At 48.1% G+C, this 22036-nt stretch carries 9 protein-coding genes, 3 tRNA genes and 7 rRNA genes; 5 read left to right on the forward strand and 14 right to left on the reverse strand.

Features of this window, described 5'->3' with window-relative positions; translation table 11 throughout:
* Positions 1 to 10: 10 nt before the first annotated feature.
* From K0H61_RS15725 to hemB, 4 genes are read left to right on the forward strand one after another with little or no spacing between them, the layout of a single operon-like run.
* A complete protein-coding gene (locus K0H61_RS15725) occupies positions 11 to 565 on the forward strand; it encodes a hypothetical protein (protein ID WP_220050418.1) in 555 nt (184 codons plus the stop codon).
* Complete coding sequence (locus tag K0H61_RS15730; protein WP_220050419.1) at positions 565 to 1374, forward strand: TatD family hydrolase; 810 nt, start codon at positions 565 to 567, stop codon at positions 1372 to 1374. Before K0H61_RS15725 ends, K0H61_RS15730 begins: the two co-directional genes overlap by 1 nt.
* Positions 1367 to 3244, forward strand: a complete 1878-nt coding sequence (locus K0H61_RS15735; RefSeq protein ID WP_220050420.1) for a sensor domain-containing diguanylate cyclase — start codon at positions 1367 to 1369, stop codon at positions 3242 to 3244. The genes K0H61_RS15730 and K0H61_RS15735 overlap by 8 nt, the downstream gene beginning before the upstream one ends.
* Before the next feature lie 9 nt (positions 3245 to 3253).
* Positions 3254 to 4264 carry a porphobilinogen synthase gene (gene hemB / locus K0H61_RS15740; RefSeq protein ID WP_220050421.1) on the forward strand — a complete coding sequence of 337 codons (1011 nt, stop codon included), beginning with the start codon at positions 3254 to 3256 and terminating at the stop codon, positions 4262 to 4264.
* Between the two features lie 227 nt (positions 4265 to 4491).
* Here hemB and rrf (K0H61_RS15745) read toward each other — a convergent pair.
* From rrf (K0H61_RS15745) to K0H61_RS15805, 13 genes are all read right to left on the reverse strand, one after another.
* Positions 4492 to 4607: ribosomal RNA gene (gene rrf, locus K0H61_RS15745) — 5S ribosomal RNA — on the reverse strand.
* 173 nt (positions 4608 to 4780) lie between these two features.
* A 23S ribosomal RNA gene (locus tag K0H61_RS15750) occupies positions 4781 to 7673 on the reverse strand.
* Positions 7674 to 7981: 308 nt separating this feature from the next.
* A 16S ribosomal RNA gene (locus K0H61_RS15755) occupies positions 7982 to 9524 on the reverse strand.
* Between the two features lie 118 nt (positions 9525 to 9642).
* Positions 9643 to 9816: a hypothetical protein gene (locus K0H61_RS15760; protein ID WP_220050422.1), complete on the reverse strand. Its 174-nt coding sequence runs from the start codon at positions 9814 to 9816 to the stop codon at positions 9643 to 9645.
* A gap of 772 nt (positions 9817 to 10588) precedes the next feature.
* Positions 10589 to 10704: ribosomal RNA gene (gene rrf / locus K0H61_RS15765) — 5S ribosomal RNA — on the reverse strand.
* Between the two features lie 35 nt (positions 10705 to 10739).
* Positions 10740 to 10815: transfer RNA gene (locus tag K0H61_RS15770), tRNA-Thr, on the reverse strand.
* A 33-nt stretch (positions 10816 to 10848) separates the two neighbouring features.
* A 5S ribosomal RNA gene (gene rrf, locus K0H61_RS15775) occupies positions 10849 to 10964 on the reverse strand.
* 173 nt (positions 10965 to 11137) lie between these two features.
* Positions 11138 to 14030, reverse strand: a 23S ribosomal RNA gene (locus tag K0H61_RS15780).
* Positions 14031 to 14302: 272 nt separating this feature from the next.
* Positions 14303 to 14378, reverse strand: a tRNA-Ala gene (locus tag K0H61_RS15785).
* A 43-nt stretch (positions 14379 to 14421) separates the two neighbouring features.
* A tRNA-Ile gene (locus tag K0H61_RS15790) sits at positions 14422 to 14498 on the reverse strand.
* A 70-nt stretch (positions 14499 to 14568) separates the two neighbouring features.
* A 16S ribosomal RNA gene (locus K0H61_RS15795) occupies positions 14569 to 16111 on the reverse strand.
* Together the 16S, 23S and 5S rRNA genes with 3 tRNA genes alongside form the textbook arrangement of a ribosomal RNA operon.
* Positions 16112 to 16814: 703 nt before the next feature.
* Positions 16815 to 19541 carry a preprotein translocase subunit SecA gene (gene secA / locus K0H61_RS15800; protein WP_220050423.1) on the reverse strand — a complete coding sequence of 909 codons (2727 nt, stop codon included), beginning with the start codon at positions 19539 to 19541 and terminating at the stop codon, positions 16815 to 16817.
* Between the two features lie 59 nt (positions 19542 to 19600).
* On the reverse strand, positions 19601 to 20500 hold the full coding sequence (locus K0H61_RS15805) for a M23 family metallopeptidase (RefSeq protein ID WP_220050424.1): 900 nt from the start codon (positions 20498 to 20500) through the stop codon (positions 19601 to 19603).
* A 27-nt stretch (positions 20501 to 20527) separates the two neighbouring features.
* Here K0H61_RS15805 and K0H61_RS15810 point away from each other — a divergent pair, with 27 nt between their 5' ends.
* Entirely contained in the window at positions 20528 to 20974 is a 447-nt protein-coding gene (locus K0H61_RS15810; RefSeq protein WP_220050425.1) for a DUF721 domain-containing protein, read from the forward strand.
* Positions 20975 to 20998: 24 nt separating this feature from the next.
* Here K0H61_RS15810 and lpxC read toward each other — a convergent pair whose 3' ends face one another.
* Positions 20999 to 21919 carry a UDP-3-O-acyl-N-acetylglucosamine deacetylase gene (gene lpxC, locus K0H61_RS15815; RefSeq protein ID WP_220050426.1) on the reverse strand — a complete coding sequence of 307 codons (921 nt, stop codon included), beginning with the start codon at positions 21917 to 21919 and terminating at the stop codon, positions 20999 to 21001.
* Positions 21920 to 22036: the final 117 nt, after the last annotated feature.

Below are 22036 nucleotides of genomic sequence, written 5' to 3' on the forward strand. Positions count from 1 at the left end.
GAAAATTCGAATGCGTTTACACCTTATTGCTGCAGTGATGCTAGTGTCACTGCAGGCGAATGCCAGCATTGAGCAGCAAGTCATTCAGTGTTCGGCAATTACTAAAGAACCACAGCGTTTAGCCTGTTACGACACTTTGGCAGCGAATATTCATTCGATTAACGCAGTAACGCCAACCCAACCTATTACTCCTGTTGCACCAATTGCCCCTATTGCACCAGCAGCCCCCGTGTCATCGGTAGCTCCAGCCACATTGCCTGTAGCGGGAACACCTGTGCCGGCGCCTTCGACTGCACAAGCTGAAGCAAGCTTTGGTATGGAAGCCAAGCAGGTTCGTGAAGAGCTCACCGATAAGATTTTTCTCGATGTGCAAAGCGTGAAAGCTGATGCCTATGGCGCGCTCAAGATAACCTTCACTAATGGCCAAATTTGGAAACAAACCGAAAGTCGTAAGTACAGCCTAAAAGCTGGTGAAAAAGTCTACATTGAACGTGGCGTATTAGGCTCATTCTACTTAGGTACAGAGTCCCGCAACGCCAAGATTAGAGTAACGCGCCTAAAATAATGTCAGCCTATACCTATATAGATATAGCGGTTAACTTACTCGGCAGCGCCCTCGAACCTGATATCGAAGAAATCGTTCAAGCAGCAGCAACCCACGGGGTCTCGCCGCTCATTGTCATTGGCAGTAATTTGGTCGAGAGCGCAAACGCGATTGACGTATGCAAGCAATACCCAGATAAGCTTTATTGCACCGCAGGCGTTCACCCGCACCATGCCAGTGAGTGGCATTCAGGCTCGGTGACGATTCAAGCCGAGCTTTGTAAAATGCCACAAGTAGTTGCAGTGGGAGAATGTGGTCTCGACTATAATCGCGACTTTTCCCCTCGCCCAATCCAGCGCCAAGCCTTTAGGGAACAACTCGAGCTGGCGATTGCGCTTCAGATGCCAGTACTCATGCATGAGCGTGATGCCCATGACGACTTCTTAGCAATACTAAGTGAATATCGCTCCGAGTTAACGGGCGCTCTTTTACATTGCTTTACGGGTAGCAAAGTACAAATGGAAGCCTACATCGATTTGGGGCTACATTTGGGCATTACAGGCTGGGTGTGTGATGAGCGGCGCGGTCAAGAACTTGCCGAATTAGTCCCTTTTATTCCTAAAGAGAGACTATTGATAGAAACCGATAGCCCCTATCTTCTACCAAGGAGTATGAGGCCTAAGCCCAAGTCCAGTAAAAATAAACCTGAATACTTGCCCTATATCGCACAATACATTGCCAATTTACGGGGTGAAGCCCCCGACGAGTTTGCGGCTCAGTGTTACCAAAATAGCTTAGCCTTTTTCAACTTGAGCCAACACCATGGCTAAACTCCTCGGTTTGTTGTTCAGTTGGATACTGATATTAGCCTCGGGCTCAGCGACCGCAGGCATGATGAGTATTGATGACGGTACGCCAACGCCACTTAACCTCACACCTTGGTTAGTCGTTACCCATCAAGATGACAAACGCCATATAAACGATATTCTCAAAGTGCCAAAAGAACAGTGGCATAAATTAACCAATGACGATATTCAAAACCTAAAGCGACACGACTTTTGGTTAAATTTCAGTTTAACCAGCAATGGCCATAACCTCTCCCGCATTCTTGCCTTAGATAATCCACTGCTCGATAGCGTTACCATTTACCACTTTATTGATGACACACTGATTGAAACCATCACTATAGGAGATAAGCTGCCCTTTAACGCTCGCCCATTGCTCAGCACCATCTTTTTATATCCATTTAAGATTAATGCTAACGAGCAGCACAATTTCTTTCTGCACATTCAAACCGAAGGTAGCGCAGCCGTATCATTAAATTTATGGTCGGCTAATGACTTATCGCCAATGACGGAATCTTTCGCCGTGAGTAATGGTTTTCAGCTTGGGGTGTTAGCAGCGATTGGGATATGCAGCCTGTTTATAGCGTTGGCATCTGGCTCCTTTAGTTATAGCTATTACTCGGGATACGTTCTCAGTATGACATTTCTGGTAGCAACCATTAATGGTTTTGCCTTCCGATTTATCTGGCCAGATTGGCCAGCATTACAGCAGTTGATGGTGCCACTACTCTTACCCTTAACCACAATATTTGCGGTGATGTTTACAGAAAAAATATTACAACTCAAACATTACAATCGCCGCATGTTAGTCCTTTGTCGCTACATGGCCGCATATATGCTTCTGATGGGAATTGTCGCCAATTTCCTAAACTATGGTATGGCACTCTATATCGAAATCATCTCTGGCATGGTCATAAGCATCCTGCTGATGCTGTTTGCTACTATTCAAGCATTTAAAGGACAAAAATTAGCAAAACTCTATACCGTTGGTTGGGTAAGCATGCTTATTGGTGCTTGCTTAAGTTGCGCACTCTACCTAGGAGTCCTTGACCTCAACATCAGAGCCCAAACCCCTGTCATGTTTGGCTTAACCTTCGAAATCCTCTTTATGTCCTTAGTGCTTGCCATCCGCTATAACGATGAACGCAAAGCTAAACAACGCATCCAGCAGGAGGCACTTAAGCAAGCTCAAAAAATTCGTAGCGCCCGTGAAGAAGCACTCAGGATAGAAGCTCAAACTAATGAAAGACTTGAGCGCATGGTGCAGGAACGCACCTTAGAACTTGAGATCACCTTAAGAGAACTAAATGACGTAAACCAAAAACTCACCGAGCAAAGTACCATCGACGGTCTTACCGGCGTTAAAAACCGCAGCACCTTTAATAAACGCTTATTAGCCGAGAGCCGAATCAGTCGTCGCCAAGACACTCCAATGGCGATACTGATGCTAGACATCGATCTCTTCAAATCGATCAACGATCGTTTTGGTCACTTGGCAGGCGACCTCGCATTAACCACCATCGCCAATACATTACAGCAACATTTAAAGCGGCCAACCGATCTAGTATCACGTTTTGGTGGTGAAGAGTTTGCTATTATTCTCCCTAATACCACTACGGATGGTGCTATCCAAGTTGCTGAAAGCATAAGAGTTGCAGTAACTGAAATAGCACTAGAATGGGAAGGTAATACTATCCCGCTCACAGTGAGTGTCGGGGTCAGCGCCGACGTTATGCGTGATGACCAACACTGTATCGAATTATTAGAGCAAGCTGATAAGGCGCTCTATCAGGCCAAAAATAGCGGACGCAACCAAGTCAAAGGGTATGCGCCAGCACAAACAGAACCTACTTAGGAGTCTAATGTGAATATCATTACCAGTGCTTTTCCTCAGCGTAGAATGCGCCGCATGCGTAAACATGATTTCAGCCGTCGCCTGATGGCCGAAAATGCCCTCACGGTAAATGACCTTATCTACCCCATGTTTGTGTTAGAAGGCACTAACCGCACTGAAAAAGTCGCCTCAATGCCAGGTATCGAACGCTACTCAATCGATCTACTGCTAAAAGAAGCCGCGGAATTAGTCGAATTAGGCATTCCTCTGATTGCACTATTCCCAGTAACACCCGCGGAAAAGAAAACCCTGATGGCCGAAGAAGCCTATAACCCAGACGCATTAGTGCAACGCGCAGTACGTGAACTCAAAAAAGCCTTCCCACAACTAGGCGTGATGACCGACGTTGCCTTAGATCCTTTCACCACCCATGGTCAAGACGGCATCATCGATGATACTGGCTATATCCTCAATGACATCACTACCGAGATTTTGGTCAAACAAGCACTGTCCCACGCCGAAGCGGGCGCAGACATTGTCGCACCATCAGATATGATGGATGGCCGCATCGGTGCAATTCGTGAAGCGCTAGAAGCCGCTGGTCATGTAAACACGCAGATCATGGCCTATTCAGCCAAATACTCATCTAATTACTATGGACCGTTTCGCGATGCGGTTGGCTCTGCAGGCAACCTAAAAGGGGGCAACAAGCACAGCTATCAAATGGATCCTGCCAACAGTGATGAGGCACTGCATGAAGTCGCGTTAGATATCCAAGAAGGCGCCGATATGGTGATGGTAAAACCGGGTATGCCGTATCTGGACATCGTGCACCGCGTTAAAACCGAATTAGCCGTCCCCACCTTCGCCTACCAAGTCAGTGGCGAATACGCCATGCATATGGCAGCCATTCAAAACGATTGGTTAGCCGAAAAGGCCATCGTGATGGAATCTCTGCTGTGCTTTAAACGCGCTGGTGCCGATGGCATCCTTACCTACTTCGCTAAACGTGCAGCTCAGTGGCTTAAAGAAGCGAAATAACCCACTTTATCAAATCGTAAAAGAACATTTAAGAGCAGCCTAGGTTGCTCTTTTTTTGGCCTAGATTCATAGTCAACACACAGAAATTTTCAAGCTCCGATAAGACTGAAATAGAGATAGAAAGTGGAAATAAAGGGGAAATAAATAGGAATAATTTACTAAAACACAAATGCAAAAAAGCCAGCTTATTCAGCTGGCTTCGTTACATCTCATAGAGATAATTAGGCGCTTGGCGATGACCTACTCTCACATGGGGAGACCCCACACTACCATCGGCGCGATTGCGTTTCACTTCTGAGTTCGGGATGGGATCAGGTGGGACCACAATGCTATTGTCACCAAGCAAAAAATTGTCTGGAACAATTTTTAACGCGCTTTAGCGCGGCCCGTTAGGGTCAACTACATGGATGTAGTTGATAAATTTTTATTCCAGTTAAATTCGGAAAGCTGTTTTGAGTCACTTCTTAAGTGTTTGTATTCTATCTAAGCACGCTTAGTAAAACCCATCTGGGTTGTATGGTTAAGCCTCTCGAGTCATTAGTATCAGTTAGCTCAACGCCTCACAACGCTTACACACCTGACCTATCAACGTCCTAGTCTCGAACGGCTCTTTAGTGGACTTAAAGTCCAAGGGATGACTCATCTTGGGGCTCGCTTCCCGCTTAGATGCTTTCAGCGGTTATCGATTCCGAACATAGCTACCGGGCAATGCCATTGGCATGACAACCCGAACACCAGCGGTTCGTTCACTCCGGTCCTCTCGTACTAGGAGCAACTCCCCTCAATCATCCAACGCCCACGGCAGATAGGGACCGAACTGTCTCACGACGTTCTGAACCCAGCTCGCGTACCACTTTAAATGGCGAACAGCCATACCCTTGGGACCGACTTCAGCCCCAGGATGTGATGAGCCGACATCGAGGTGCCAAACACCGCCGTCGATATGAACTCTTGGGCGGTATCAGCCTGTTATCCCCGGAGTACCTTTTATCCGTTGAGCGATGGCCCTTCCATTCAGAACCACCGGATCACTATGACCTACTTTCGTACCTGCTCGACGTGTCTGTCTCGCAGTTAAGCTGGCTTATGCCATTGCACTAACCGTACGATGTCCGACCGTACTTAGCCAACCTTCGTGCTCCTCCGTTACTCTTTGGGAGGAGACCGCCCCAGTCAAACTACCCACCAGGCACTGTCCTCAACCCCGATAAGGGGCCAGAGTTAGAACATCAACACTACAAGGGTGGTATTTCAAGGACGACTCCACGAGAACTAGCGTTCCCGCTTCAAAGTCTCCCACCTATCCTACACATGTAGGGTCAATGTTCAGTGCCAAGCTATAGTAAAGGTTCACGGGGTCTTTCCGTCTAGCCGCGGGTATACGGCATCTTCACCGCAATTTCAACTTCACTGAGTCTCGGCTGGAGACAGCGTGGCCATCATTACGCCATTCGTGCAGGTCGGAACTTACCCGACAAGGAATTTCGCTACCTTAGGACCGTTATAGTTACGGCCGCCGTTTACCGGGGCTTCGATCATGAGCTTCTCTTGCGATAACCCAATCAATTAACCTTCCGGCACCGGGCAGGCGTCACACCGTATACGTCATCTTGCGATTTTGCACAGTGCTGTGTTTTTGATAAACAGTTGCAGCCACCTGGTATCTGCGACTGCCGTCAGCTTAGGGAGCAAGTCCCATCACCAACAGCAGCGTACCTTCTCCCGAAGTTACGGTACCATTTTGCCTAGTTCCTTCAGCCGAGTTCTCTCAAGCGCCTTGGTATTCTCTACCCGACCACCTGTGTCGGTTTGGGGTACGATTCCCGCTAACCTGAAGCTTAGAAGATTTTCCTGGAAGCATGGCATCAACTACTTCAGTCCCGTAGGACCTCGTCATCAGCTCTCAGTGTATAGTGACCCGGATTTGCCTAAGTCACCCACCTACCACCTTAAACGCGGACTACCAACGCCGCGCTAGCCTAGCCTTCTCCGTCTCTCCATCGCAGTTAGCGGAAGTACAGAAATATTAATCTGTTTCCCATCGACTACGCCTTTCGGCCTCGCCTTAGGGGTCGACTCACCCTGCCCCGATTAACGTTGGACAGGAACCCTTGGTCTTTCGGCGAGGGGGTTTTTCACCCCCTTTATCGTTACTCATGTCAGCATTCGCACTTCTGATACCTCCAGCGTGGGTTACCCCTTCACCTTCAACGGCTTACAGAACGCTCCTCTACCGCGCAACCCTAATGGATTGCACCCGTAGCTTCGGTGGTATGTTTAGCCCCGTTACATCTTCCGCGCAGGCCGACTCGACTAGTGAGCTATTACGCTTTCTTTAAATGATGGCTGCTTCTAAGCCAACATCCTAGCTGTCTAAGCCTTCCCACATCGTTTCCCACTTAACATACACTTTGGGACCTTAGCTGACGGTCTGGGTTGTTTCCCTTTTGACGACGGACGTTAGCACCCGCCGTCTGTCTCCCGGATAGCACTCTTTGGTATTCGGAGTTTGCAAAGGGTTGGTAAGTCGGGATGACCCCCTAGCCTTAACAGTGCTCTACCCCCAAAGGTGTTCGTCCGAGGCGCTACCTAAATAGCTTTCGAGGAGAACCAGATATCTCCCGGTTTGATTGGCCTTTCACCCCCAGCCACAAGTCATCCGCTAATTTTTCAACATTAGTCGGTTCGGTCCTCCAGTTGATGTTACTCAACCTTCAACCTGCCCATGGCTAGATCACCGGGTTTCGGGTCTACGCCTTGCAACTAAACGCGCAGTTAACACTCGGTTTCCCTACGGCTCCGCTATTCGCTTAACCTCGCTACAAAACGTAAGTCGCTGACCCATTATACAAAAGGTACGCAGTCACGGTCTCAAGAACCGCTCCCACTGCTTGTACGTATACGGTTTCAGGTTCTATTTCACTCCCCTCACAGGGGTTCTTTTCGCCTTTCCCTCACGGTACTGGTTCACTATCGGTCAGTCAGGAGTATTTAGCCTTGGAGGATGGTCCCCCCATATTCAAACAGGATATCACGTGTCCCGCCTTACTCGATTTCATCAAAGGTTAGTTTTCGTGTACGGGGCTATCACCCTGTGCCGCTGGACTTTCCAGACCATTCCACTAACACCCCTCTGACTTAAGGGCTAATCCCCGTTCGCTCGCCGCTACTAGGGGAATCTCGGTTGATTTCTTTTCCTAAGGGTACTTAGATGTTTCAGTTCCCCTCGTTCGCCTCACTACACTATGTATTCATGTAGTGATAACAGCTTATGCTGCTGGGTTCCCCCATTCGGACATCGTTAGCTCAAATGCTTGTTACTAGCTCGCCAACGCTTTTCGCAAGTTACTACGTCCTTCATCGCCTCTGACTGCCAAGGCATCCACCGTATACGCTTAGTCGCTTAACCATACAACCCAAATGAGTTTCACTCACCTAGGTCGTTGCGACCAGCTGGTTTTACTTGTCTCATCTTCGACCAAGAAGATGGACTCGCCTTAGACTTGAATATTCAAGACACTTAAAAAGTGTTTTAAGAACTCAATTTTTTGTATTAACACAGCAACAGACTTTGCTGCATTAATTACTATCAGCTTTCCAAATTGTTAAAGAACAATGCTTACCGGCTCGCGGTGCATTTCGCTCTCCCTTCTCTTTCGAGAAGTTCAACAAGCCATCTGTGTGAACACTCAACAAACATCGAGTTAGTCGTATAGGTAAGGAGGTGATCCAGCCCCAGGTTCCCCTAGGGCTACCTTGTTACGACTTCACCCCAGTCATGAACCACAAAGTGGTGAGCGCCCTCCCGAAGGTTAAGCTACCCACTTCTTTTGCAGCCCACTCCCATGGTGTGACGGGCGGTGTGTACAAGGCCCGGGAACGTATTCACCGTGACATTCTGATTCACGATTACTAGCGATTCCGACTTCATGGAGTCGAGTTGCAGACTCCAATCCGGACTACGACGAGCTTTGTGAGATTAGCTCCACCTCGCGGCTTTGCAACCCTCTGTACTCGCCATTGTAGCACGTGTGTAGCCCTACTCGTAAGGGCCATGATGACTTGACGTCGTCCCCACCTTCCTCCGGTTTATCACCGGCAGTCTCCCTAGAGTTCCCGCCATTACGCGCTGGCAAATAAGGATAGGGGTTGCGCTCGTTGCGGGACTTAACCCAACATTTCACAACACGAGCTGACGACAGCCATGCAGCACCTGTCTCAGAGTTCCCGAAGGCACTAAGCTATCTCTAGCGAATTCTCTGGATGTCAAGAGTAGGTAAGGTTCTTCGCGTTGCATCGAATTAAACCACATGCTCCACCGCTTGTGCGGGCCCCCGTCAATTCATTTGAGTTTTAACCTTGCGGCCGTACTCCCCAGGCGGTCTACTTAATGCGTTAGCTTGAGAGCCCAGTGTTCAAGACACCAAACTCCGAGTAGACATCGTTTACGGCGTGGACTACCAGGGTATCTAATCCTGTTTGCTCCCCACGCTTTCGTGCCTGAGCGTCAGTCTTTGTCCAGGGGGCCGCCTTCGCCACCGGTATTCCTCCAGATCTCTACGCATTTCACCGCTACACCTGGAATTCTACCCCCCTCTACAAGACTCTAGTCGACCAGTTCGAAATGCAATTCCCAGGTTGAGCCCGGGGCTTTCACATCTCGCTTAATCAACCGCCTGCGCACGCTTTACGCCCAGTAATTCCGATTAACGCTTGGACCCTCCGTATTACCGCGGCTGCTGGCACGGAGTTAGCCGGTCCTTCTTCTGTAGGTAACGTCACAGCTGCAAGGTATTAACTTACAACCTTTCCTCCCTACTGAAAGTGCTTTACAACCCGAAGGCCTTCTTCACACACGCGGCATGGCTGCATCAGGGTTTCCCCCATTGTGCAATATTCCCCACTGCTGCCTCCCGTAGGAGTCTGGGCCGTGTCTCAGTCCCAGTGTGGCTGATCATCCTCTCAGAACAGCTAGGGATCGTCGCCTTGGTGAGCCATTACCTCACCAACTAGCTAATCCCACCTAGGTTCATCCAATCGCGGAAGGCCCGAAGGTCCCCTCCTTTCCCCCATAGGGCGTATGCGGTATTAGCAGTCGTTTCCAACTGTTATCCCCCACGACTGGGCAGATCCCTAGGCATTACTCACCCGTCCGCCGCTCGCCACCTCAGGAACAAGTTCCCTTGTGCTGCCGCTCGACTTGCATGTGTTAGGCCTGCCGCCAGCGTTCAATCTGAGCCATGATCAAACTCTTCAATTAAAAGTTTTTTGAACCCGAAGGTTCGACTCAATGAATTCTGATTTGCTGCTTCGACTCTAAAGTCAAAACAAACTGTACATATTGCTATGAACACTCATTCATTGATTTAATTCTTTGATTACTCGCCAAACGGCAGAGTAGTTTCGATTAACTCAACACCTGTGAGTGTCCACACAGATTTCTTGTTTAGATTGTTAAAGAGCATTTGACCTTCAGCTTTCGCGTTACCGCTCATCGGGTCAGGGCTGCGTATTCTACGCATTTCCCATTTCGCGTCAAGGAGTTTTTTCAACTTCTTTTCGCACTTGAATCGCTTGATTAATAATTAAACAACTCAAACTGACTGAGTGAATTTTATTACCTAAGTTAACCTCAGGATTTATTTACTATCAGCATCTGCTTTCGCGCTCTGCCGTGTCAGTGGATGCGCATTATAGGCAGCGAAAACTTTTGTGCAAGCGCTTTTTTGAAGTTTTTTGGATTATTTTTCAATTACCTTTTTACACCCAGAGTAGGCACAAGCTACCCACGAGTTACCCCCAAAGTTATCCACATATTGCCTATTTTGTTAATGCGAGAAGGCTGCTCTGTATTACCAATGGATTCATATTAAGCGCGTTGTAAATGCTATTTCCTGGAAGAGATTCACAGAAATGAAGCAAGTTCATTCCATTGATTCAATGTAAATCCAAAATAATTAAATAGAAATCTATAAAGAACTCTTAATAGGCACGCTGAATAATGATAAATGGCAGCCCTACATAAACGATATGCGCGATTGGTTGCTCAAATTAAATTAGTAAGACTACGAATTTGTAATCAGATTTAGCACTATTCAAATTTCTGCTCATTTATGAAACTTCTCCAAGGCGTTATTAGGGGAAGTCATAATTCATAGGTTCAATAAGCAAAGGAAAGAGTAAAGCTTTATTAGTCGCTTTGCATTACTAGAAGTCTAGTAATTCAAACAAATCTAAAGGAAAGAGTTTGAGGGAGTTGTGAGAGATAAAACGAATGAAAAGTAAAAAGGCCACCTATTCAGGTGGCCTTTTCATCAATTTGATGTTTGGCAATGACCTACTCTCACATGGGGAGACCCCACACTACCATCGGCGCGATTGCGTTTCACTTCTGAGTTCGGGATGGGATCAGGTGGGACCACAATGCTATTGTCACCAAACAAATTTTTACTCTAGGACGAAACACTAGATTATATGGTGCTGATACCCAGAATCGAACTGGGGACCTCATCCTTACCAAGGATGCGCTCTACCGACTGAGCCATATCAGCAATTCTTTATCATCAATGATGATTAAATTAGGCGCTTGGCGATGACCTACTCTCACATGGGGAGACCCCACACTACCATCGGCGCGATTGCGTTTCACTTCTGAGTTCGGGATGGGATCAGGTGGGACCACAATGCTATTGTCACCAAGCAAAAAATTGTCTGGAACAATTTTTAACGCGCTTTAGCGCGGCCCGTTAGGGTCAACTACATGGATGTAGTTGATAAATTTTTATTCCAGTTAAATTCGGAAAGCTGTTTTGAGTCACTTCTTAAGTGTTTGTATTCTATCTAAGCACGCTTAGTAAAACCCATCTGGGTTGTATGGTTAAGCCTCTCGAGTCATTAGTATCAGTTAGCTCAACGCCTCACAACGCTTACACACCTGACCTATCAACGTCCTAGTCTCGAACGGCTCTTTAGTGGACTTAAAGTCCAAGGGATGACTCATCTTGGGGCTCGCTTCCCGCTTAGATGCTTTCAGCGGTTATCGATTCCGAACATAGCTACCGGGCAATGCCATTGGCATGACAACCCGAACACCAGCGGTTCGTTCACTCCGGTCCTCTCGTACTAGGAGCAACTCCCCTCAATCATCCAACGCCCACGGCAGATAGGGACCGAACTGTCTCACGACGTTCTGAACCCAGCTCGCGTACCACTTTAAATGGCGAACAGCCATACCCTTGGGACCGACTTCAGCCCCAGGATGTGATGAGCCGACATCGAGGTGCCAAACACCGCCGTCGATATGAACTCTTGGGCGGTATCAGCCTGTTATCCCCGGAGTACCTTTTATCCGTTGAGCGATGGCCCTTCCATTCAGAACCACCGGATCACTATGACCTACTTTCGTACCTGCTCGACGTGTCTGTCTCGCAGTTAAGCTGGCTTATGCCATTGCACTAACCGTACGATGTCCGACCGTACTTAGCCAACCTTCGTGCTCCTCCGTTACTCTTTGGGAGGAGACCGCCCCAGTCAAACTACCCACCAGGCACTGTCCTCAACCCCGATAAGGGGCCAGAGTTAGAACATCAACACTACAAGGGTGGTATTTCAAGGACGACTCCACGAGAACTAGCGTTCCCGCTTCAAAGTCTCCCACCTATCCTACACATGTAGGGTCAATGTTCAGTGCCAAGCTATAGTAAAGGTTCACGGGGTCTTTCCGTCTAGCCGCGGGTATACGGCATCTTCACCGCAATTTCAACTTCACTGAGTCTCGGCTGGAGACAGCGTGGCCATCATTACGCCATTCGTGCAGGTCGGAACTTACCCGACAAGGAATTTCGCTACCTTAGGACCGTTATAGTTACGGCCGCCGTTTACCGGGGCTTCGATCATGAGCTTCTCTTGCGATAACCCAATCAATTAACCTTCCGGCACCGGGCAGGCGTCACACCGTATACGTCATCTTGCGATTTTGCACAGTGCTGTGTTTTTGATAAACAGTTGCAGCCACCTGGTATCTGCGACTGCCGTCAGCTTAGGGAGCAAGTCCCATCACCAACAGCAGCGTACCTTCTCCCGAAGTTACGGTACCATTTTGCCTAGTTCCTTCAGCCGAGTTCTCTCAAGCGCCTTGGTATTCTCTACCCGACCACCTGTGTCGGTTTGGGGTACGATTCCCGCTAACCTGAAGCTTAGAAGATTTTCCTGGAAGCATGGCATCAACTACTTCAGTCCCGTAGGACCTCGTCATCAGCTCTCAGTGTATAGTGACCCGGATTTGCCTAAGTCACCCACCTACCACCTTAAACGCGGACTACCAACGCCGCGCTAGCCTAGCCTTCTCCGTCTCTCCATCGCAGTTAGCGGAAGTACAGAAATATTAATCTGTTTCCCATCGACTACGCCTTTCGGCCTCGCCTTAGGGGTCGACTCACCCTGCCCCGATTAACGTTGGACAGGAACCCTTGGTCTTTCGGCGAGGGGGTTTTTCACCCCCTTTATCGTTACTCATGTCAGCATTCGCACTTCTGATACCTCCAGCGTGGGTTACCCCTTCACCTTCAACGGCTTACAGAACGCTCCTCTACCGCGCAACCCTAATGGATTGCACCCGTAGCTTCGGTGGTATGTTTAGCCCCGTTACATCTTCCGCGCAGGCCGACTCGACTAGTGAGCTATTACGCTTTCTTTAAATGATGGCTGCTTCTAAGCCAACATCCTAGCTGTCTAAGCCTTCCCACATCGTTTCCCACTTAACATACACTTTGGGACCTTAGCTGACGGTCTGGGTTGTTTCCCTTTTGACGACGGACGTTAGCACCCGCCGTCTGTCTCCCGGATAGCACTCTTTGGTATTCGGAGTTTGCAAAGGGTTGGTAAGTCGGGATGACCCCCTAGCCTTAACAGTGCTCTACCCCCAAAGGTGTTCGTCCGAGGCGCTACCTAAATAGCTTTCGAGGAGAACCAGATATCTCCCGGTTTGATTGGCCTTTCACCCCCAGCCACAAGTCATCCGCTAATTTTTCAACATTAGTCGGTTCGGTCCTCCAGTTGATGTTACTCAACCTTCAACCTGCCCATGGCTAGATCACCGGGTTTCGGGTCTACGCCTTGCAACTAAACGCGCAGTTAACACTCGGTTTCCCTACGGCTCCGCTATTCGCTTAACCTCGCTACAAAACGTAAGTCGCTGACCCATTATACAAAAGGTACGCAGTCACGGTCTCAAGAACCGCTCCCACTGCTTGTACGTATACGGTTTCAGGTTCTATTTCACTCCCCTCACAGGGGTTCTTTTCGCCTTTCCCTCACGGTACTGGTTCACTATCGGTCAGTCAGGAGTATTTAGCCTTGGAGGATGGTCCCCCCATATTCAAACAGGATATCACGTGTCCCGCCTTACTCGATTTCATCAAAGGTTAGTTTTCGTGTACGGGGCTATCACCCTGTGCCGCTGGACTTTCCAGACCATTCCACTAACACCCCTCTGACTTAAGGGCTAATCCCCGTTCGCTCGCCGCTACTAGGGGAATCTCGGTTGATTTCTTTTCCTAAGGGTACTTAGATGTTTCAGTTCCCCTCGTTCGCCTCACTACACTATGTATTCATGTAGTGATAACAGCTTATGCTGCTGGGTTCCCCCATTCGGACATCGTTAGCTCAAATGCTTGTTACTAGCTCGCCAACGCTTTTCGCAAGTTACTACGTCCTTCATCGCCTCTGACTGCCAAGGCATCCACCGTATACGCTTAGTCGCTTAACCATACAACCCAAATGAGTTTCACTCACCTAGGTCGTTGCGACCAGCTGGTTTTACTTGTCTCATCTTCGACCAAGAAGATGGACTCGCCTTAGACTTGAATATTCAAGACACTTAAAAAGTGTTTTAAGAACTCAATTTTTTCGTATTAACACAACGACAGACATCATTGTATTAATTACTATCAGCTTTCCAAATTGTTAAAGAGCGGGCTTAAAAAAGCCAAAGATAATTTTTCAGTTTATCTTTGGCATCTCTAACCAGATTGCAGTAAATGGTGGAGCTATGCGGGATCGAACCGCAGACCTCCTGCGTGCAAGGCAGGCGCTCTCCCAGCTGAGCTATAGCCCCATTTACATGCAGTGCGAGTATCAGATGTCCAACCCTTAAGGATTGGTGGGTCAGAGTGGACTTGAACCACCGACCTCACCCTTATCAGGGGTGCGCTCTAACCAGCTGAGCTACAGACCCATCGTTTACTCTATCTTCTATCAAGTAAATCTGTGTGAACACTCAACAAACATCGAGTTAGTCGTATAGGTAAGGAGGTGATCCAGCCCCAGGTTCCCCTAGGGCTACCTTGTTACGACTTCACCCCAGTCATGAACCACAAAGTGGTGAGCGCCCTCCCGAAGGTTAAGCTACCCACTTCTTTTGCAGCCCACTCCCATGGTGTGACGGGCGGTGTGTACAAGGCCCGGGAACGTATTCACCGTGACATTCTGATTCACGATTACTAGCGATTCCGACTTCATGGAGTCGAGTTGCAGACTCCAATCCGGACTACGACGAGCTTTGTGAGATTAGCTCCACCTCGCGGCTTTGCAACCCTCTGTACTCGCCATTGTAGCACGTGTGTAGCCCTACTCGTAAGGGCCATGATGACTTGACGTCGTCCCCACCTTCCTCCGGTTTATCACCGGCAGTCTCCCTAGAGTTCCCGCCATTACGCGCTGGCAAATAAGGATAGGGGTTGCGCTCGTTGCGGGACTTAACCCAACATTTCACAACACGAGCTGACGACAGCCATGCAGCACCTGTCTCAGAGTTCCCGAAGGCACTAAGCTATCTCTAGCGAATTCTCTGGATGTCAAGAGTAGGTAAGGTTCTTCGCGTTGCATCGAATTAAACCACATGCTCCACCGCTTGTGCGGGCCCCCGTCAATTCATTTGAGTTTTAACCTTGCGGCCGTACTCCCCAGGCGGTCTACTTAATGCGTTAGCTTGAGAGCCCAGTGTTCAAGACACCAAACTCCGAGTAGACATCGTTTACGGCGTGGACTACCAGGGTATCTAATCCTGTTTGCTCCCCACGCTTTCGTGCCTGAGCGTCAGTCTTTGTCCAGGGGGCCGCCTTCGCCACCGGTATTCCTCCAGATCTCTACGCATTTCACCGCTACACCTGGAATTCTACCCCCCTCTACAAGACTCTAGTCGACCAGTTCGAAATGCAATTCCCAGGTTGAGCCCGGGGCTTTCACATCTCGCTTAATCAACCGCCTGCGCACGCTTTACGCCCAGTAATTCCGATTAACGCTTGGACCCTCCGTATTACCGCGGCTGCTGGCACGGAGTTAGCCGGTCCTTCTTCTGTAGGTAACGTCACAGCTGCAAGGTATTAACTTACAACCTTTCCTCCCTACTGAAAGTGCTTTACAACCCGAAGGCCTTCTTCACACACGCGGCATGGCTGCATCAGGGTTTCCCCCATTGTGCAATATTCCCCACTGCTGCCTCCCGTAGGAGTCTGGGCCGTGTCTCAGTCCCAGTGTGGCTGATCATCCTCTCAGAACAGCTAGGGATCGTCGCCTTGGTGAGCCATTACCTCACCAACTAGCTAATCCCACCTAGGTTCATCCAATCGCGGAAGGCCCGAAGGTCCCCTCCTTTCCCCCGTAGGGCGTATGCGGTATTAGCAGTCGTTTCCAACTGTTATCCCCCACGACTGGGCAGATCCCTAGGCATTACTCACCCGTCCGCCGCTCGCCACCTCAGGAACAAGTTCCCTTGTGCTGCCGCTCGACTTGCATGTGTTAGGCCTGCCGCCAGCGTTCAATCTGAGCCATGATCAAACTCTTCAATTAAAAGTTTTTTGTTTAACTCGCGTTAAACGACTCAATGATTTCTGATTTGCTGCTTCGACTCGAAAGTCAAAACAAACTGTACATATTGCTATGAACACTCATTCATTGATTTAATTCTTTGATTACTCGCCAAACGGCAGAGTAATTTCGATTAACTCAACACCTGTGAGTGTCCACACAGATTTACTTGATAAATTGTTAAAGAGCGTTGACTCAGCGAACCTTTTGTTCATCTGGTCAGGGCTGCGTATTTTACGCATTCCCGTTTTTGCGTCAAGCAGTTTTTTCAACTTTCTTACGCTCATCAATCAGTGAACTGCTTGATGAACTGGCACTTGAAACTGCGTATCGCTGTCTGCCGTGTCAGTGGATGCGCATTATAGGGAGCTGAACTTTTTGTGCAAGGGCTTTTTTGCGTTTTTTCGATCTTTTTTCAATGGTTTCAGTTAGTCACAAAGTACCCACCAATTACCCCCAAAGTTATCCACAAATAGCCCTTTTGCTGGTCCATTTTTGAACGAAGGATTATTTGTTGGATTAGGAATATCAGAGAGTCGAATTGATTCTTTATATATAAGTACGGATTTGCTGCTTTATCATTGACATCGAACAGGTACAAAAAAGGCGACTATATTAAGTCGCCTTTTCGCTCATCTATATAAATAAGCCTATTTGCTTATCTACAGACATTAACTCAACACTATTAACTCAGTTTGCCGTGGCACTGCTTATATTTGCGGCCAGAACCACAAGGACATGGATCGTTTCGACCAACCTTTTCGCCATCACGGATCATTGGGGTATGAGCCATCAACTCATCGGCACCATCATCACCACCAACTAAGGCTTCAGCCGCTGCATGTTGATAGTCGCGTTGGATCTTGGCATCTTCTTCACGACGACGCGCTTCCATTTCTTCAACATCCGATTGCGCTTGTACTTGAACCTTAGACAGTACACTTATCACATCATGCTTTAAGGTTTCGAGTAATTGCTGGAATAGCTCGAATGATTCACGCTTATATTCTTGCTTAGGATTCTTTTGTGCATAACCACGCAGGTGGATACCTTGGCGCAAATGATCCATTGCCGCTAAGTGCTCTTTCCACAGACCGTCTAACGTTTGCAGCATGACTGCTTTTTCGAATTGACGCAGTACTGGCGCACCAACCATTTCTTCTTTTGCTTTATAAGCATCAGACCAAGAGGTGATGATACGCTCACGTAACGTTTCTTCGTGTAAGTCGTCTTCTTTATCTAACCATTCTTGAACTGGCAGCTTCAGCATGAACTCTTGCTGTAGACGTTGCTCAAGACCTGGTACATCCCATAACTCTTCAACCGATTGTGGTGGAATGTATTGGTCAATCACCGCAGCGATAACATCATCTTGGATGTTCTTGATGGTATCTTCAATACTTTGCGCATCCATCAACTCGTTACGTTGGGCGTAAACCACTTGGCGTTGGTCGTTAGCCACATCGTCGAACTCGAGCAATTGCTTACGGATATCGAAGTTACGGGCTTCTACTTTACGTTGCGCGTTTTCGATAGCACGGGATACCCAAGGATGCTCAATCGCTTCACCTTCTTCCATGCCTAACTTTTTCATCATGCCGGCAACTCGCTCTGATGCGAAAATGCGCATCAAGCTGTCTTCCATCGACAGATAAAAGCGTGAAGAACCCGCGTCACCTTGACGACCCGCACGACCACGCAGCTGGTTATCGATACGGCGAGACTCGTGACGCTCAGTACCTAAAATATGTAGGCCACCGGCTGCAATCACGGCATCATGGCGTACTTGCCAATCGGCTTTGATTTTTGCCTTTTGTTCAGCGGTTGGATTCTCGATGGCATCGAGCTCCATATTCCAGTTACCACCTAACACGATGTCGGTACCACGACCGGCCATGTTAGTCGCGATAGTCACCGCGCCAGAGCGACCCGCTTGAGCAACGATTTCCGCTTCTTTCTCGTGGAATTTGGCGTTAAGTACTTGGTGTGGGATCTTCTCTTTTACCATTAGGCGCGCTAACAGTTCTGATTGTTCGATAGATACTGTACCCACTAATACTGGCTGACCACGCTCACGACAATCTTTGATGTCGTTGATGATGGCTTGGTATTTTTCATTGGCAGTCAGGTAAACTAAGTCTGCTAAATCTTTACGTACCATTGGACGGTTAGTTGGCACCACAACAGTATCTAAACCATAGATGTGTTGGAATTCGAATGCTTCGGTATCCGCAGTACCCGTCATACCTGCCAGTTTTTCGTATTGACGGAAATAGTTTTGGAAGGTGATCGATGCCAGTGTTTGGTTCTCGTTCTGAATGTGAACGCCTTCTTTGGCTTCTACGGCTTGGTGTAAACCTTCAGACCAACGACGGCCTGGCATAGTACGACCTGTGTGCTCGTCAACGATGATCACTTCACCGTCTTGAACGATGTAGTCAACGTCACGCTCGAATAGAGTGTGCGCGCGTAAGGCAGCGTTAACGTGATGCAGCAGCGAAATATTCGCCGCGGAGTAGAGTGAATCGCCTTCGGCTAACATGCCGCGCTCAATCAGCAGGTTTTCAACCTTCTCCTGACCACGCTCGGTGAAATGCACTTGTTTGGCTTTTTCATCGATGCTGTAGTCACCTTCACCCACAAATTCTTCGGAGTCTTCTTTATCCTGACGGATAAGACTTGGGATCAGGGTATTAATCTTGATGTAGAGCTCAGAGCTATCTTCAGCTGCACCTGAAATAATCAGCGGAGTACGGGCTTCGTCAATCAGGATTGAGTCCACTTCGTCAATCAGCGCATAGTGCAATGGACGCTGAACCCGTTCCTGTGGCGAGAACGCCATGTTGTCACGTAGGTAATCAAAGCCAAATTCGTTGTTGGTACCGTAGGTGATATCTGCGTTGTAGGCGTCTTTCTTCGCCTGTTGGCCCAGACCTGCTACGTTGATACCGACGGACAAACCTAAGAATTCAAACAGTGGGCGGTTATTTTCAGCGTCACGACGGGCTAAGTAGTCGTTCACGGTAATCACGTGAACACCTTTACCCGTTAAGGCATTTAGATATGCTGGCAAAGTTGCAGTTAAGGTTTTACCTTCACCGGTACGCATTTCGGCAATACGATTACTATCAAGCACCATACCACCGAGTAACTGGACGTCGAAGTGACGCATTTCAAAAACACGCTTTGAGGCTTCGCGCACGGTTGCGAATGCTTCGGCCATGATGGCGTCTAGGGTTTCGCCCGCTTCGATACGGCTTCTAAATTCCGCGGTTTTAGCTTTGAGTTGTTCGTCGGTTAATTTTTCATAATCGGCTTCAAGCGCATTAATCTTATTAACTACTTTTTGTAAACCTTTAAGGGTACGGTCGTTACGACTACCAAATACTTTTGTCAGTAATTTACCAAACATCTGAATCACTTATTCTCTGTAGGCCAAGTCCTTGTGGAAACTAGAAGCCAATGTTTCAATTAACCAGCTTTGCGGTAGACAAACTTCTGTGGATCTATCTGCTGTCCGCCACGCAACACTTCATAATGCACATGAGCTCCGGTAGAGCGCCCTGTGCTTCCCATTGTGGCGATAACCTCGCCCTTAGCGACCACATCACCTACAGCCACTGACAAAGCTTTATTATGGCCATAGCGAGTACGTAACCCGTTACCATGGTCGATTTCGACCAACTCACCATAACCGAACATATTTCCAGCCCAAGTCACCACGCCTGCGGCGGTGGAGACAACTTTGGCCCCTTCACGACCCGTAAAATCGATACCTTTATGCATCGTTCTACGGCCATTAAAAGGGTCATTGCGTAATCCGTAGGGTGAAGACAACCAACCTTTATCGAGTGGAACCCCTGATACAAAGCGCTCTGCATCTATATGGTGATTAGATGACACGGTTTCAAGTAGCGATAATTGAACATGATTGTTGTCAATTCGTGACGCCAGCTTATTCATATCATCGATCAATTGACCAAGCTCAACACTGCTGCCGAGTTCGCTCATACCACCCACGCCAACTTCGGACGAGAAATCAAAATCCTCATCCAATTTATTTTGTTTTGCGACTTGTTGGCCTAGCGCCTCGAGACGAGTGATCTTGGCTTGCATGCGCGCAACATGGGTCGCCAGCATGGCTAGCTGTGACTCGGTTGCACTTTTAAGTTCTAAGACTTGCTTCTTTTGTTGTTCACGTTGGATGCGATCGTTATCGACACTGGCTTGCTGATTTTCGAATTTAGCAGAGTTGTGTTGATAAATACCGGTACCCGTCGCTAACAACAGCATGGGAAGGAGCAACCAGCGCTTGCTGGGTTGCCAGCGTGTGACGCCGTTCCGACCTTGAATAAATACTGTTACACTCATAGCCTAATTCAGCCATCTTATTATCATATGAAAAAGCCCCCTCAAGATCTCAGCCAGTTATTACATCAATCGGGAAAGCTTCCCGATATTGCTGAGAAAGCGGAACTACTTTTATATCTGGATCAGCACGTGAAGCAGATTATTGCAGGTCCTGTTGCGGAGCAGCTGAAAGTCGCTAATTTCCGTCAGGGTGTTCTTGTGGTTGAAACCACTTCGGCAGCCTGGGCTGCGCGAATCAATTTCCAGAAGCAGAAACTGTTATCCCAGCTTCAAGCAGAAACGCTCCCAATCCTTACCGCAATTGAAGTTAAAGTCAACCCGAGATTAGCAATGTATGATGCAAAGCCAAAACAGACCAGTAAAGAACTGAGTCCAGCAGCGGCAGAACATATTGCTGCACTTGCAGATAATGTCAGTGGGTCACTGGGTGAAAAACTAAAACGGCTGGCCTCATTGGCCAGCCGTAATAAATAAGCTTAAACAGAACTCAATCGAGCATTAAGCGAAAACAGCACCACCTGGCACGGTAAAGCTGACGGGAACGTCGGCTTCTTTCTCGAAGCTCACTAATTCCCACGCATCTTGCTGTGCCAATAACGCGCGCACTAATTGGTTATTCAGTGCATGACCGGTTTTGTAGGCAGTGAACTCACCAAGAATGGCATGTCCTGCTACATAGAGATCACCAAACGCATCTAAAATTTTGTGCTTAACGAACTCATCCTCATAACGCAGGCCATCGGGGTTGAGGACGCGATATTCGTCAAGTACAACTGCGTTTTCCATGCTGCCACCTAATGCTAGGTTGTTTGCACGCAGATACTCAATATCACGCATAAAACCGAAAGTACGAGCACGGCTGATTTCTTTTACGAAAGCCGATGTAGAAAAGTCCATCACCACGTGTTGCTGACTGCGAGCGATCTCTGGGTGAGCGAAATCAATTTTGAAATTCACTCTAAAACCCTTAAATGGCTTTAACTCAGCCCATTTATCGCCATCTTCAACACGAATGGTGCGTTTAACCTTTAAGTACTTCTTAGGTGCCGCCTGTTCTTTAATACCTGCAGACTGCAATAAGAAGACGAATGGGCTCGCACTGCCATCCATAATTGGGATTTCAGGCGCGTCCACTTCGATCACAGCGTTATCGATGCCTAAGCCCGCTAATGCAGCAAACAGATGCTCAATTGTCGAAATTCGAATACCTTCGTCATTGACGAGAGCCGTGCACATAGTGGTTTCACGAACTTGATCTGCCTTCGCCGGAATAGTGACGGCAGGATTCAAGTCGGTACGCACGAGTACGATCCCTGTATTGACTGGTGCGGGCATGATGCTCAAGGTGACCTTATTGCCAGAGTGCAAACCGACTCCAGTAGCCTTCACCATTTTTTGAACAGTTCTTTGAAAAATCATTCAGTTACCCGTAAAAATCTCTAAATTAAGTCTGTAATTTGCCCATGCAGCGGCGACAAAACGACCAGATAAGTGCCCCATAGTAACATAATTTCACTATGTCACACAAATGCAGTC

The organism is Shewanella acanthi (assembly GCF_019457475.1).
Lineage (GTDB): Bacteria > Pseudomonadota > Gammaproteobacteria > Enterobacterales > Shewanellaceae > Shewanella > Shewanella acanthi.